We start from the raw sequence: 15,432 nt of genomic DNA, 5'->3' as shown, positions 1-15,432 counted from the left end.
CGCCATCAAGCAAAACGGGAAAAAAACTCGGCTCGGGTTCGGCCATCGTCTTTAAAGCTGCCACCTAAAGCTGTGGTTTGGGTCTTTGAATTCACATCCATGACACCACGCGCTTTCACGCAATAATGCACCGCTTCAATACAGACTGCTACATTGTCGGTTTCAAGCAGTGTTTGCAATGCTACCAACACCTGCTCTGTCATCCGCTCCTGCACCTGTGGGCGTTGCGCAAAGAAACGAACGATACGATTAATTTTAGACAAGCCGATAACCCGACTCTCCGGGATATAAGCAACGGTTGCTGAACCATCGATGGTGACAAAATGATGTTCACAAGTACTGGAAAAGCTGATATCCCGCACCTTGACCATCTCTTTGACATTCATTTTGTTGTCAATTTGCGTCACTTTGGGAAATTTCTGATAATCCAAGCCAGAGAAGATTTCATCGACATACATTTTAGCGATGCGATGCGGTGTTTCTGCCAGACTGTCATCAGTTAAATCCAGCCCAAGTGTCTGGACAACTTCTGCCATCAAAGCAGAAATTTTGCTGTACTTTTCATCGCGGGATAGTCCCGTTTCCAGCATGGGAGTTTCTAACCCTTTGGCTTCCAGGGCGCTACGAACGCGGATCGCTTCTTCAGATAACATACAAATTCCAGACAATGAGTGCTACGCTTTATGGCGGTATAAAGCAGTTTCACTTTATACAGCAGTATAGATGCTTTAGTTCAAAAAAATCCAAACCAAACCACTCATACCAAGCAGCTATTGTACCCGACGCAAGGCGGTGAGCAAAACTTTCGGCTCAACTTCTGGCCCATTCAGTTCATCATCCCAGTTGGTACCGATCAATAATCCGTCGTCATACATCTCTTTTAACCAGCCATCGCAAAACACATCCAGCGGGATCGCTTCCGGTTTATAGGCAGCCCACTCATCACTGCATTGCTTTTGCGCATCGGCTTCTGTTGACCAAAATGGGATCACATCGGTTTCTTCAAACTCCACCGATTCGACCACCAACAAGTCTTCACCTTCGGCTAAAGCCCAGACCACGGCGGTCGTTTTCGCTTCTTCTACAAATTTCTGATACTGAGGATCATGGATCACATCGGTCATGGGAGACTCACTACTTGCCAATAAATGTACGACTATTAGAACAGATATGGTGCCTAATGCGCTACTTTTTATCCATCGTTGATTGCATGCTTGAGTCGACTTCACGGCTGCAGCGAAATCACGTACAATTCAGCCATTGCAATCAATGAAGTGGATCTCATGGCACAATATATTTACAGCATGCACCGGGTCTCGAAAGTCGTCCCGCCGAAGAAAACCATTTTAAAAGATATTTCCCTGTCCTTTTTCCCTGGCGCCAAGATTGGTGTGCTGGGTTTAAATGGTGCTGGTAAATCAACTTTACTGCGCATTATGGCGGGAGTAGATCAAGAGTTTGAAGGCGAAGCCCGCCCTTTAGCAGGCACCAAAATTGGCTACCTGCCGCAAGAGCCGGTGCTGGATACCAGCAAAACCGTGCGTGAAATTGTCGAAGAAGCGGTGGCTGATGTAAAACAAGCGTTCACCCGGCTGGACGAAGTCTACGCTGCGTATGCTGAAGAAAACGCCGATTTTGACGCCTTAGCGAAAGAACAAGGTGAACTGGAAGCACTGATCCAGGCCAAAGATGGCCACAATCTGGAGAACACGCTGGAGCGAGCCGCTGATGCGTTACGTTTACCAGCCTGGGATGCCAGCATTGAACATTTATCCGGTGGTGAACGCCGCCGGGTGGCTATTTGTCGTTTGCTGCTGGAGCGGCCAGATATGCTACTGCTCGATGAGCCAACCAACCACCTGGATGCCGAGTCGGTTGCCTGGCTGGAACGCTTTCTGCACGATTACCCTGGCACTGTGGTCGCCATTACCCACGATCGCTACTTTCTGGATAATGTCGCAGGCTGGATCCTGGAACTCGACCGTGGTTATGGTATTCCGTGGGAAGGCAATTACTCCTCCTGGCTGGAGCAAAAAGAAGCTCGCTTGGCGCAGGAAGAAAAAACGGAGCATGCCCGTCAGCGCTCCATTAAGCAAGAGCTTGAGTGGGTGCGTACCAATCCAAAAGGCCGCCATGCTAAGAGTAAAGCCCGGATGTCACGCTTTGAAGAACTGCAAAATTCTGATTTTCAAAAGCGTAATGAAACCAACGAGCTGTTTATTCCGCCTGGGCCGCGTTTGGGCGATAAGGTGTTGGAAGTGGAGCATTTACGCAAAAGCTTTGGCGATAAACTGCTGATTGATGATTTAAGCTTCAGCATTCCTAAAGGCGCTATTGTGGGTATTATCGGCCCGAACGGTGCTGGTAAATCCACCTTATTTAAAATGATCAGTGGAAGTGAGCAACCTGACTCAGGCAGCATTAGTGTCGGTGATACCGTGCAACTGGCTTCCGTTGAGCAGTTCCGTGACAGCATGAACGCGAAAAATACCGTTTGGCAGGAGATTTCAGACGGTCAGGATATTTTACAGGTCGGTACTGTGCAACTGCCAAGCCGGGCTTATGTTGGCCGCTTTAACTTTAAAGGCAATGACCAGCAGAAATTTATCGGTGATTTATCCGGCGGTGAACGCAACCGGGTGCATCTGGCCAAACTGCTGCGTGCTGGCGGCAATATGTTGCTGCTGGATGAGCCAACCAACGATTTGGATGTGGAAACCCTACGGGCACTGGAAAATGCCCTGCTCGATTTCCCAGGCTGCGCCATGGTGATCTCGCATGACCGCTGGTTCCTCGATCGCATTGCGACCCATATTCTGGATTACCGCGATGAAGGCCAGATCAATTTCTTTGAAGGCAACTACTCGGATTACGAGGCTTGGATCAAAGAAACTTTAGGAGCTCAGGCGCTGGAACCGCATCGCATTAAATACAAGAAAATCTAACGGCTATTTTATTGGATAATGCACTGTGTTGGCTGCTATGGCCGCACAGTGCTTCCGTAGATAACACTACTATTTTGCTTCTTTCTTGCCTAATGCCCGCATAATATCGCGCCAACTCACAATGCCTAACGGCCGCTGCTGTTGATCGACAACCGGAATGCAGGATACATTGTCCTGATTAAACACCCGTACCGCATCCATCACCTCCGCAGTCACCGGTAAGGTGACCGGTTTACGATGCATCACCTGATGCACCCGCTTTTTTAAGGTGGCTAAATCTTTGGTGGTCTCAGCGGCCGTGCCCAGATTGGGGCTTAAGGCTTTAAATAAATCCCGGTCGGAAATAACGCCTAACAACACATTATTTTCTACTACCAGAATATGGTGAAACTTCACCTGGTCAAAAATCTCTTTCACCACCAATAAGCTATCATCCGGCTCCACACTTACAGGGTTTCGGCTCATTAATTGCGTAATCGAAGGCATAGCAGCTTACTCATTGATGGGTCTGAGTACAGTGTATGGTATTTTTAATAAAAAATGAAAAAAGCAGCTGGTTAGCTGCTTTTTTATAGACGTCTACTTCAACACTTTTGCCACAGACTGGGCAAAATAATCGATATTGCTGTGATTCAAGCCAGCAATACTAACTCGGCTCGAGCCAACCATATAAATACTAAACTCGCTTTTAAGGCGCTCGATCTGCTCTTTTGAAATGCCCAAAAAGCTGAACATACCGTGCTGACGAGTAATGAAACTGAAATCTTGCTCAATTCCTTCGGCGGCAAATTTATCGACGATCAACTGACGGTAATCATTAATGCGATTACGCATCTCGGCCAGCTCTTGGTGCCATAAAGCGGTCAGTTCCTGGCTATCCAGAATATGACTGACGACGATAGCACCATGAGCGGGTGGCATCGAATAAATACTGCGCACCACACTGAGTAGCACAGACCGCGACGTCTCGGTGATTGCCCGAGTCGCTGTCATCAGGGTGCAAGCTCCTATCCGCTCCCGGTACAAGCCAAAGTTTTTTGAACAAGAGCTGCACAAGATCATTTCATCGACTTCAGCAGCAAGATGACGTAAGCCAGCGGCATCGTCATCCAAGCCCACACCAAAACCCTGATAGGCCATATCCACCAACGGAGTAAAACCACGCTCTTTTGCCAAGGCAGTAAAACGCTGCCACTGCGCAAACGTCAGATCCAAACCGCTCGGGTTATGACAGCAGGCATGTAATAGCACCACATCGCCCGGTTGCACTTCAGCCAGCTCAGCGAACATTTCTGCTTCCAACAGCTCTTTGGTGTCGTAATCGTAATAGCTGTACTCTTTGACCTTAAGCCCTGCAGCCTGAAACAAGGAGATATGATTGGCCCAGGTTGGTGTCGTGACCCAAATCGTCGCATCGGGATTGGCCCGTTTAATAAACTCTGCCGCAACACGCAGTGCTCCGGTACCACCAGGGGTATGAGCGGTAGTCAGGCGGCCCGCTAACAAAGCCGGATGCTCAGGACCAAAAGCAAGCTTTTCGATATGCTGGTTAAAGCCTAAATCACCGGCCATGCCAATATAGGTTTTGCTGTCTTCTTTAGCCAGACGCATCGCTTCGGCTTTTTTGACACACTTCAACACGGCTGTATGGCCTTGTTCGTCTTTATAAACGCCAACACCCAAATCAATTTTATTGGGGTTGGTGTCTTGTTGATACGCTGCCATCAATCCAAGAATTGGATCGGTCGCCACTGGCTGTAACTGAGAAAACATAATGCTCTACCTGTATTTAGTCACTGCTTGGAAGATCTGCTGCTGGCAGAAATGCGGGTACCATCAGACAAATGGCAACCAACAATACCAGGGACGCAGGGTTAAAGACATTTTGCTGAAATGCTTCAGCATCAATAATGCCGACTATTTTGCCTGATTGGTCAAACAGAGGCAAACAGGCTTCCGCCTGAACTTTAGGATCGCAACTGTAATAATCGCCACCTCGAGCTAAATACGCCGGAATATCATTAATCACGCGCGCTTTACCAGTTAAACCAACACTGCTGTTATTGCTGTAACGGGCAAATTCTGCCGTTAGTGGAAACTCAGCCCGGGATGGAGCGCCATAATAGGCCAACTTCACCAAGACAGGCTGCTGCTCTGTATTGGCTCGGGCTTGATAAATACCAAACCACTCCATACCAGTGCGCTGCTGAAAAGCTTGGCCAAAGCGCTGTAATTGCTGCAATGCCTGCTCGTTTTTGGTCGTTTTACCACCAAGTATCAGGGATAAATCATAAGATGCATCCGCCAACTGACCAAACAACGAACAAGCCCCACCCTCACCAAGCTCGGGTACTACATACTGCCACTGCACTTCACATGGTTCTTTGCGCTGATGCTCTGTCGCTAAACATTCATCCAGATAATGTTCCAACCACTGAACTTCACGCTCAATCTCGGTGTGATTGAGTTCAACCTGATTCAGCTGAGCCCATTCAACCAGCCCACTTTGTTGTAAATAATGATCAATCAACACGTGCCACCCTGCTTTTAGCCATCCAGATTTCTAAAACACAAACTGCATTCTAGGCAAAAAATCAGCAAAAGCCAACAGAAATAAATTCATGTCAGGTTGCAACACAGCGGGAAGATGCTTACTCTTGACCGCATTGGTAAATTTCCTTTGAATGGTCGTTATGAGTCGAAAAAGCATCTCGTTGGCAGACTGGCAGCAACAGCTCAATCCTGCTTCTGCGCCTTCTTCAATCTCAGCTCCGTCTGATCAAGACTTGGTGTACCGAACTGATGGCGGTACTGTGATGCCTGCCAAAGCCAGCAAAGCGTCAGGTCAGGCGTTTGCGGATGGTAAAGTGCTGTTGCAGCGCGAGTCAAAAGGACGAGGTGGCAAGCGTGTTATTACCATTCGAGGTATTGCAGAGCCGCACGAACAGTTAACCAAGCTCTGCCAGCAGCTGAAAAAAACCTGTGCTTGCGGCGGAACGGTGAAAGAAGGTGTGATTGAAATTCAGAGTGAGCAACGTGAAAAGCTGGAACAGGCACTGCAGCGACTGGGGTTTACAACCAAATGGTCCGGCGGTTAAGTGGCACGAACTAAACCACCATAGTGACAAGATGGCTTTCATTTACACAAGCTTACTCTACAACAATGTCTTGATATAGGTGCTCGATTTTTATGAATCATATTTCAATTGCTGATCTTTCCATGTTGCTGGTCGAGCCATCGGACATGCAACGCAAAGTCATTATGAAACACTTACAACAAGAAGGCATTCAGCATATTGATCAAGCCGCGACTCTGGCCGAGGCCAAACAACGGCTACACAATCATCAGCCAGACCTCATTGCTTCCGCCTTACACTTTAGTGATGGTACCGCCTCTGATTTACTCGACTTTATTCATCAACAACCAACATTGGCGCACCTGCCTTTTATGTTGGTATCCAGCGAGCATCGGAAGTCTCAACTAGAGCAGTTTAAACAGTCTGGCGTTATTGCCATTTTGCCTAAACCTTTCACAGCCGATCACTTGGGGATGGCGTTAAATGCTGCGGTAGACCTACTCACACCTTCTGAACTTGAGTTATCGATGTTCGATGTGCATGATGTCCGCGTTTTGGTCGTGGATGACAGTACTCTGGCGCGGAATCATATCCAACGGGTGTTACGAAATATGGGTATTCAGCACCTGGTTGAAGCCAAAGACGGCAAAGAAGCCATTGCTATACTGCAGCAACAGATGTTTGATCTGGTTGTCACTGATTACAATATGCCGGAGATCAACGGCCGGGAACTGACCAGCTATATACGAGAACACAGCCAGCAAGCTCATATTCCTATTTTGATGGTCACCAGCGAGGCCAATGATGCCCACCTCAGCACTATTGAACAAGCAGGTGTCAATGCGGTGTGCGATAAACCCTTTGCTCCGGAAACCGTGAAAAGTTTATTATTTAAACTGTTGGAATAATAACCAACTTTCAGTATTATGTTTTGAAAAATTGGAGATAATTTTATTTGCTACTAGAAGTGATGTTTTGTCAGATATTTTTACACTCTTCGATGCTGGCTTATAGATCAATCATTAGGTTATGCTGTAAATTATTGATACAAATACAAAGATAAATTGTGGGAATGATTTTTGCATGCTTTCTGAACAGTAGTGAAGCAATGCAGAAATACCTGTATTCTTCGTGGTTTAAGTATCGCTCAAGGAATAGTTATGAAGTTAAGGGATTTATTATTCACTGCAAGCGCTGTTTGCCTGTTTTCAGGTCTTACGCATGCTACCCCTATCATTTTTGATGCAGGCACCTCCTATACAACCTCTGAAGTCATTGACTCCAGTAGTGGAGCAAATCTAAATGGGGTTGCAGTCACGGCCTGCTTTGTCAGCAACGAATGTCAAACTGTCTTATTTGATGGTAGCTTAGGCAATGCAGCATTTGGAGCCGCAATCGGTGACGGTTGGCAGCTAAGTTTGCAGGGTGATAGTTATATTAACCCGTTTTCATTTGATACCAGTGTCGCAGTGACCCAGCTCCACCTGAACGGTGCGCCAGGTAATATTGTTTTTGATACTAAAGACATGTTTGCTGGCTCAACTGGTACACCTGGCTCACAAAGTGGCGCTTTTTTTGAAGTCGATTTATTTTCAGGTTCAACAGACTTTGAGCCTCTTAGCGTTGTTTACAGCAATCAAGTATGGTTTGGCCAAACTTTTTATGGTGATCTTTATACCAGCATGACGATTAACTTTGATCCAAATGGTGTCGTCGGCTCCATGATGTTTTATACCGATACAGATATTGCTTCAACCGTCGCGGTACCTGCATCAGCAACACTATTATTGCTGCTAACCGGTTTACTCGGTTTACAATGGCGTCGACGTCATTAAAAATTTAGCTGCATAAAACGTAAAAAGGTGTCCATTGGACACCTTTTTACGCTTGGCCTATTGCCGATATCGTTGTTGGTATCGACGATTCAACTGCTTGTGATGATTATCCAAATCGACTAAACGGCCATCAATCCACATGTACTCAATCTGATGTCCCAGGTAGTCAAAAATATCACCATCTGATACGACTAAACTGGCACTTTTGCCTACTTCAATCGAGCCTAACTGATCAGCCACACCAGCGATCTTAGCCGCATCTAGCGTTAACGCTAGTAAGGCATCCTGCTTGGATAAGCCATATCGGGTGACATGGCCGGTGGCAAACACCAGATTACGAGTATCCCAAAAGCCATCTAACGACAATGCAACCCGAACTCCTGCTTCACGCAGTTGCCCCGGTGCCATAAAGGCCTGATCGTAGCCTTCGTCCGCTCGAGTGGGTAAACCGAACGGAGCGGTATAAATAACAGCTACATCTGCCGCTGCCAGCTCGTCAGCTATACGCCAGCTGTCTCGCCCACCCACAATTACCAAGCGAGCTTGATACTGCTGGGCCAGTTGCATGGCCTGACGGATTTGCCGTGGATCATCGGCATGAACGAACAGAGGTAGCTCGGCAGCAAAGAAAGGCAACATGCTGTGCCAACGTGAATCTTTACCTCGGTTTTTACCCGCCTGCTCTGCTAAGTAATAGGCGTGAGCCTGAGTAAAGTAGTGTTGTAACTGCTCCAGTTGCTGCTGTTGCTGCTCTCGTTGCTTGTCTGGGCTATGCTGGCTACGCCAACCGGTGCGGATCGACATAGACGGCCAATTAACATGCAAACCAACATCCGACTGCACCAATGAGTCCTGCCAATTCCAGCCATCCAGCTGCATTAAAGCTGAGCGGCCCGCAATCATTGAGCCTGCTGGATAAATTAAACTGTGGCTGAAACCATTGCTACGAATGGTCGGGATCACCACTGAGTCGGCATTAAACGCCACCTGCACCTGCAGATCAGGATTGGTGTCGGTGATCTCTCGATCATCTCGAGTCGCCCGAACCGCCCCCACTTCTATTAAGCCTAGCTGATTGATCAAAGCAATTAGACCAGGGTAAAGGTGCTTACCGGTTAAATCAAACCGCTCGGTATCAGCTGGGATCGCTAGCTGACGCCCCACCGCAGCAATTTTTCCATCCACCAACAAGACATCCTGCACCTCCGCCTCGCCGACTGCTGTGTGAACAGTGGCATTGTGCAGTAGTATCGGTTGGCTCTGTGCCGGGCCAGGTACTGGGTTTGCAGCAAACACAGGCTGACTAACAGTAAGGTAGCCAAGGGCTACTATCAGCATCAGGCACTGAAGCGCCTTAGAAACATCATTAGCCTTCATCATTAGTGGTGCTCCTGTTGGTGTCCATGGGCATGAGAATGTGCATGCGAATGGCCATACTGGTGGCCAAAACGAATATGCAACCAATCGGCTCGATCATCACAATGCCAAATTGGATCATCATCTTTGTACCCAGTGGTGCTGCCTTGACGAGCCGACTCGCCAGCGGTTAACACTTTCTGGATCAACTGCTGCCGCTCTTGCTGCAATTGCTGACGTTGCTGTAAGTCTGACTCGCGGTCAAAGTACTTAGCACCTTCAATCCAGGTTTGCTGAACCTGGCTGTACACCGACAATGGATGCCCATCCCACAGCACGAAATCAGCTTGCTTACCCACTTCAATAGAGCCCACTTTATCATCTATTTTTAGCTGGATAGCAGGGTTGATGGTAACCATTTTCAAGGCTTCATGCTCATCCATGTTGCAATACATCACCGACTTAGCTGCCTCTTGATTCAGTCGCCGCAATAGGCCTGGATCATCTGAATTCACACTGACATTTAAGCCCTGCTCATGCATCAAACACGCATTGGTTGGAATGGCATCATTGACTTCCATCTTAAAACCCCACCAATCAGCGAAGGTCGAAACACTAGCGCCATGCGCTTTCATTTCAGGGGCTACTTTGTAGCCTTCCAAAATATGGGTGAAGGTATTAATACGGAAGCCCATCTCGTCGGCTAGCGCCATCAACATCAAAATTTCTGAAGCCACATACGAATGCGTATGGATATGGCGTTGCTCATTCAAAATTTCGACCAGTGTTTCTAATTGATAATCCTTACGAGGCGGAGCCACTTGATTGCGCTCACGACGAGACAGCCCCTGATAGGCTTCCCATTGCGCCTGATACTCTTTCGCCGCTTGAAACTGGTCACGAATAAAGGTATCAACTCCAATGCGGGTCTGTGGATAGCGTGAGGTAAATTGAGCTCCCCAGTTCGATTGTTTCACGTTTTCACCCAAGGCGAACTTAATACTCGGTGGTGCCTCACGGAACTTCATGCCAGTTGCATCTTGTCCCCAGCGCAAACTCAAAATTTGCGCCTGACCACCAATCGGGTTCGCACTACCATGCAATAGCTGCACAGTGGTTACACCACCCGCTAAACCACGGTAAATATTAATGTCATCCGGGTTGACCACATCTGCGAGTCTTACCTCAGCGGTATTGGCATGGGAACCTTCATTCACACCTTGCTCTGTCGCAATATGCGAGTGTTCATCAATGATACCTGGAGTAAGATGCATGCCGGTGGCATCAACCAGCTGATAGCCCCTGGGGGTAGATAAATTCTGACCTAGTTGGCGGATCCTGCCATCCCGAACAATGACATCTGTTTGCTCTAGCACGCCCGCATCAGTAGCGGACCAAACCGTGGCATTTTTGATATGCAGATTCTGTTGTTGAGGCAGCGCAGTCACACCGAAGGCGCGGTTTGGGAAGGTCAAACGAGATATCATCGTTGAAGCGGCTGTATCTGACGGCTTAGACGCCTTCGACTCAACTGGTTGACGTTGGCTTTGCATGCTATGTGTATCACCAGCTGCATCCGACCAGGTTCCTCTTAATTCTTGCTCTCGTAGCTGCCCTTGAAACTGCAATACGACCGCTTGACCAGTTAGCTCCTTCAGTGGCAAGCTGAACTGCAATTGCGAACCTAAAGTATGTAAGTGTTCCAACTTCACCGTTTTTTCAGCCAGAGAAACCTCGCCCTTTAGCTTTGGTGCACGGCCAGTCAGAACCAACTCAGCAGCTTGATCAGCAATATGGATGGCATAACGACCTGAAAAACCGACTGGATTTACTGGGCTGTGCTGCTGCGCTTGACCACGAAGCCAGGTGGCGACGATCTCACCATCAGCAAACAAATCCCCACGGCTCACCACGAGATCAGCCTGATACCCAGCAGCAACCTTACCCAACCGATCGGCAAAACCAACCATACCTGCAGGCACAGTGGTAAGCGCAGCCAATGCTTGTTGTTCGGTCAAGCCAGCCCGTATCGCTTTGCGTAAGTTAGGCCAGAACTCTGATTTTTTCTCCAACCCATGGCTGGTCAAAGCGAAAGGAATACCTTCCTGAGCAACAGCTGCAGGGTTGGCCGGCGCACGCTCCCAGTGGCGTAGATCAGCCAGACTAACGTCCAGCTGCGTATCAACCAACTGCACATCTGGTGCGGCAGGAAAATTAAGCGGTAGGATCAGCGGGCGGTTGGTGGCTTTCACTTGGTCTAGCCGGGCATACTCAAAACCGGATCCAACCAGGACGGCATCATCCAGACTAAACTCTGCCAGTAACTGATGAGCACGCAACAAGGAGCGTTCATCCGTAGTTTCAAATAATACACCTTGCTCAGGCAAACGGCCTAATGCAGCCAGCGAAGCATTAAACTCAATAGGCCCACCATGAAAACGGACATCGGTTTTGCCTTGGGCTGAAGCATACCAATTAGCATCCGATAACGTCTGACGCATCAAAGCCATGCTGCCCATCAGTGAGGATGGGTAACTTTGGGTCGAACTTCCTTTGCTAAAAGATAAAAAGTGACGACCCTCAGCACGAAGAATGGCATCACCCGGTAAGGCCTGCTGCAAAGAAGCCACGAGCGCAGCACCCCGAAAAATACCATCATGCCGTGCAGATTGAACCGTCGTGAAGCCTTGCTCAGTCAAACTTTTCGCTGCAGATGCGTCCGGTTTGAAATCATCAACCCAGCGACGTTCAGCATGGATCGCAGCATTACTAGCATTGCCACCCTTTCGTTCATGGCTGTATTGAGGTGGCTGACCAAAGCGAAAACCTTCAACGCTTGTAGCTTGCTCAATACCATACTGTGTGTAAGGGTCGATAAAGCCAGCATAGACATGATAACCGCTCAAATCATGTGTTTGATAACCAGCAGGCACTGAGCCACCACTTTGTACCGACTCAATCACACCATCTTTTATTAGAATAGTGGCCTGATTCAGTTTGCGCCCTGGTTCAGTAGTCACAGTGGCATTTGTCAGTGCTACCAAATTAGGGGTTTTATCGCGAATCCCCAACTGGGGAGATGTTTGATCTGCATACAGCATGGGGGCAACCAAAGATGCCGAGACCACACTTATCCATAGTGCATTTTTTTTCATCATTATTATCCTGCAAGTTAAGGCATGTTGGACATTACTGAGTGTATTTGTATCAGCAGAGCTTTGAGCGCAAAGCTTAATTCACGGTAAAACTGAGTTGTCCAAGCTCTTGTTCGGCCAGTGGCATGCTAAAGTAATAGCCTTGCACCACAAAGCAAGCATGGTCTTTTAAAAACTTAGCCTGCTCCGCAGTTTCTACACCTTCAGCCACCACTCGCAAGTTCATTTGCTGCGCCATGGCTATAATTGCAGCCACAATATCCATATCATTTTGTTCACCAGGAATATCTTGCACAAAAGAGCGGTCAATTTTCAACTCATCAACCGGAAAGCGCTTTAAATAACTTAGTGAAGAGTAGCCTGTACCAAAATCATCAATAGATAAAGACACGCCAAGGCTTTTCAACTGATTTAACTGATGAATAGCCGCATCGGTGTCTCCCATGAGCATACTTTCAGTAATTTCAAAAATAATACGCCGTGGTTCTACACCAGTGCGTTGTAAAATCCGCTCCACAGTTTCAGCTAGTTTATTATCCTTAAACTGGCGAACTGACAAATTAATCGACAAGTCAACATCCAAACCTCGGCTGCGTTGACGTGCCAGGAAGCGACAGCCTTCCCAGATCACCCACTCGCCAATTTTTACGATCAACCCGGTACTTTCTGCTACCGGAATAAAACGACTTGGTGGGATCAGTGAATTATCAGGCCGTAACCAGCGGATCAACGCTTCATAGCCTACAATAGCCTGTGTTTCTAAGTTGATTTTTGGTTGATAGTACAACATGAACTGATGCTCACGAATGGCTTCCCGTAGCTGGTTCTCTAGTTCAAGCCTATCTTTAGCAGCATCTTTTAAATCCTGACTGAAGAAATGAAAGGTATTTTTACCGCGAGCTTTGGCTTCGTACATAGCCAAGTCAGCATGCTTTAGTAATAGCTCTTCGTCATTGGCATCTTCTGGTGCCATGGTAATGCCAATGCTGGCACTAATCGAGACCTCCTGCGTTCCCAGACGAACCGCAGCAGCAAAGGCATGCTGCAGATTTTCCGCAATAAGTGCAGCTTGCTCCCGATTTTCAACTCCACTTAAAATCACAGCGAATTCATCACCTCCCAAACGTGCAATGGTATCTTCTTCTCGCAAGCGACTGATCAACCTCCGAGCAACCTCTTTTAATAACTCATCGCCTGCGTCATGGCCTAAGGTATCATTGATAAGTTTGAATTCGTCCAAATCAAAATACAATAATGCGAAGTGATAATGCCCCCGTTGCGACATAGCGAGTGCTTTTCGTAGCTGTTCACGGAAATAGCCACGATTAGCGAGGCCCGTCAGCACATCAAAATAAGCCAGCTGCTCCTTTTTTTTCTGGCTTTCTTTCATAAAAGAAATATCCTGCAAAGCACAAACATAATTGGTCACGCTACCCCGCTCATCACGGATGGGTGCTATCGCTAGCGAGACCCAAAACTGCTTATCTTGGTAAGCCAACAAAATATCGCCACGCCAGTGATGACGTGAAAAAATGGTTTGCTCAATATCCTTGCTGACAAAGCCCATTTCATCCGCAATTAGGCTAGTGAGCGGTTTGCCTTCCACGTCCTGTCCATGCAAAGACAACATATCCACCAAAAAAGGGTTGAGATATTCAATAGCCAGACTGGCATCGGTTAACACAATACCTGAGCTGGAAAACGCGACTGCTTTGGTGAGTTTTTTGGTTGAACGTTCAGCTTCTTCTTTCTCGGCAATGCGAGCATTCAGGCCATCCAGCAATAGTGATATTTCATCTGACATGCCTGAAAATGCTTTACTCAGTACCCCAATTTCATCGTGGCTCTGATCAAAATAAAGTTCTTGATAATCACCGCGGCCCAGCTGATGCACCGTGTTGGACAAACGATTTAACCGCTTTAAAACAAGGTGATAAATAAAGAACTGAAGCATTAATGCCACCAGCAACGCGATCAAAATGAAAAAAAACACCACCTTTGATTGAATCGATTTTAGAATACTGAATACATCATCCTTTTCACGGTACATCAGCAGAAACCAATTCAACCGGTCAATACTTGCAGCCTGAATTAAGAATTGTTCAGTCACCGCACGATAACGTGCTATTGATTCAGGCTGGGCCAGCAATTGCTCTTTAAACTGCTTAAGCTCCACTTGTTCAACCCCTTGGTCTTGAGAACTAAGTAAGGTATTCATTCTATGAGCGTCACTGAGCTGAAGATCCGGCGCTATAACAAGATGGCCAGAACGTTCAAACAGCATGATTTTCTTTTGTTGGGTCATCAATGCGGCTGCCGACACGTCAGCAAATAAACTATCCAGTACATAATCAGCGCCCGTCACACCGACAAATTCATCGTCGATATACACCGGCACAATTAGGCTAGTCATCCACTGTTGCCAGATTGAGTCATAGTACACCGGGGTCCAGCGGGGCACCCGCGCAGGGTTTCGCTCTGGGGTAGCAATGGCGTAAAAAACATCTTGATGAAAATCATGGTCGGCTTCGACCTGTTCAGCCCAGCCAGCTGGAGAAATACGAATAAACTGGTCGTTGGCGATAAAATAAAAATTAAAGAAGTCTTGCACCATCAATGGAGCCAGTTGTGGCCAGACTCGATTGCTTTTCTCAAACCACTCAGTAGCTGAAGTGTCTGCATGATGACGGGCAAGAAAGGCACCCGAAAGCCGGTCGCTTTGCCGAATGCTGCCATCACTATCACGTTGCAATGGTACGCTGTCCTGAAGGGAGACTTCGGTCAGCGCTCGGGTAAAAATTTGATTGGCCGTGACGGCTTTTTTTTCTTTTTCTATGATCAGTTGTTCAATCTGAGTTGCGGTCCGCTGCACCATCAATTGAAGGTTTACTTTTTCTTGCTCCAGCAACACCATTCGCTGCAAAAATAATACCCCCCAAAGCACAGCAATCCCTGCCAACAAGGTACACATAAAGACCAAAATAGCCAGTTTCACACTAAGTGAGCGAATTCCGGTTGGCTTGTGCAGGTGTACATCTTTCACGTAAGTTGCCTGTTGTTAGCG

Annotated in this window: 12 protein-coding genes; 4 read left to right on the top strand and 8 right to left on the bottom strand. The window is 47.5% G+C overall.

The features are described from left to right. Positions 1-5: 5 nt before the first annotated feature. Together folE and Q3O60_RS01515 are read right to left on the bottom strand one after the other, a co-directional pair. Positions 6-653 carry a GTP cyclohydrolase I FolE gene (folE, locus tag Q3O60_RS01520; protein WP_305892138.1) on the bottom strand — a complete coding sequence of 216 codons (648 nt, stop codon included), beginning with the start codon at positions 651-653 and terminating at the stop codon, positions 6-8. Positions 654-770: 117 nt separating this feature from the next. Next, positions 771-1,124 carry a DUF2750 domain-containing protein gene (locus Q3O60_RS01515; RefSeq protein ID WP_305892137.1) on the bottom strand — a complete coding sequence of 118 codons (354 nt, stop codon included), beginning with the start codon at positions 1,122-1,124 and terminating at the stop codon, positions 771-773. Positions 1,125-1,283: 159 nt separating this feature from the next. On the opposite strand from Q3O60_RS01515, the gene ettA reads away from it, so the two are divergent. Continuing rightward, the gene (gene ettA, locus Q3O60_RS01510) at positions 1,284-2,945 is read left to right on the top strand and encodes an energy-dependent translational throttle protein EttA (RefSeq protein WP_305892136.1); all 1,662 of its coding nucleotides are present in this window, start codon (positions 1,284-1,286) and stop codon (positions 2,943-2,945) included. Between the two features lie 69 nt (positions 2,946-3,014). On the opposite strand, the gene Q3O60_RS01505 is transcribed toward ettA, so the two are convergent. From Q3O60_RS01505 to Q3O60_RS01495, 3 genes are all read right to left on the bottom strand, one after another. Continuing rightward, positions 3,015-3,431: a CBS domain-containing protein gene (locus tag Q3O60_RS01505; RefSeq protein ID WP_305892135.1), complete on the bottom strand. Its 417-nt coding sequence runs from the start codon at positions 3,429-3,431 to the stop codon at positions 3,015-3,017. Between the two features lie 93 nt (positions 3,432-3,524). Next, entirely contained in the window at positions 3,525-4,718 is a 1,194-nt protein-coding gene (locus Q3O60_RS01500) for an amino acid aminotransferase (RefSeq protein ID WP_305892134.1), read from the bottom strand. A 16-nt stretch (positions 4,719-4,734) separates the two neighbouring features. Further along, positions 4,735-5,478, bottom strand: coding sequence for a GAF domain-containing protein (locus Q3O60_RS01495; RefSeq protein ID WP_369812611.1), 744 nt, complete (start codon positions 5,476-5,478; stop codon positions 4,735-4,737). 160 nt (positions 5,479-5,638) lie between these two features. Here Q3O60_RS01495 and Q3O60_RS01490 point away from each other — a divergent pair, with 160 nt between their 5' ends. The 3 genes from Q3O60_RS01490 (at position 5,639) to Q3O60_RS01480 (ending at position 7,857) form a co-directional block, all read left to right on the top strand. Next, positions 5,639-6,043 carry a translation initiation factor gene (locus tag Q3O60_RS01490; RefSeq protein ID WP_305892133.1) on the top strand — a complete coding sequence of 135 codons (405 nt, stop codon included), beginning with the start codon at positions 5,639-5,641 and terminating at the stop codon, positions 6,041-6,043. 92 nt (positions 6,044-6,135) lie between these two features. After that, positions 6,136-6,930 carry a response regulator gene (locus tag Q3O60_RS01485; RefSeq protein WP_305892132.1) on the top strand — a complete coding sequence of 265 codons (795 nt, stop codon included), beginning with the start codon at positions 6,136-6,138 and terminating at the stop codon, positions 6,928-6,930. A 192-nt stretch (positions 6,931-7,122) separates the two neighbouring features. Then, positions 7,123-7,857, top strand: coding sequence for a PEP-CTERM sorting domain-containing protein (locus tag Q3O60_RS01480; RefSeq protein ID WP_305892131.1), 735 nt, complete (start codon positions 7,123-7,125; stop codon positions 7,855-7,857). Positions 7,858-7,914: 57 nt separating this feature from the next. On the opposite strand, the gene Q3O60_RS01475 is transcribed toward Q3O60_RS01480, so the two are convergent. The 3 genes from Q3O60_RS01475 to Q3O60_RS01465 form a co-directional block, all read right to left on the bottom strand. Continuing rightward, positions 7,915-9,237, bottom strand: a complete 1,323-nt coding sequence (locus Q3O60_RS01475; RefSeq protein ID WP_369812610.1) for an amidohydrolase family protein — start codon at positions 9,235-9,237, stop codon at positions 7,915-7,917. Continuing rightward, positions 9,237-12,371: an amidohydrolase family protein gene (locus tag Q3O60_RS01470; RefSeq protein ID WP_369812609.1), complete on the bottom strand. Its 3,135-nt coding sequence runs from the start codon at positions 12,369-12,371 to the stop codon at positions 9,237-9,239. Before Q3O60_RS01470 ends, Q3O60_RS01475 begins: the two co-directional genes overlap by 1 nt. Before the next feature lie 73 nt (positions 12,372-12,444). Next, entirely contained in the window at positions 12,445-15,411 is a 2,967-nt protein-coding gene (locus Q3O60_RS01465; protein ID WP_305892130.1) for a bifunctional diguanylate cyclase/phosphodiesterase, read from the bottom strand. Positions 15,412-15,432: the final 21 nt, after the last annotated feature.

Origin of the sequence: Alkalimonas collagenimarina (assembly GCF_030717845.1) — a bacterium.
Lineage (GTDB): Bacteria > Pseudomonadota > Gammaproteobacteria > Enterobacterales > Alteromonadaceae > Alkalimonas > Alkalimonas collagenimarina.
The sequence above is the reverse complement of the archived record's forward strand: the minus strand, read 5'-3'. Positions and strand labels throughout refer to the sequence as shown.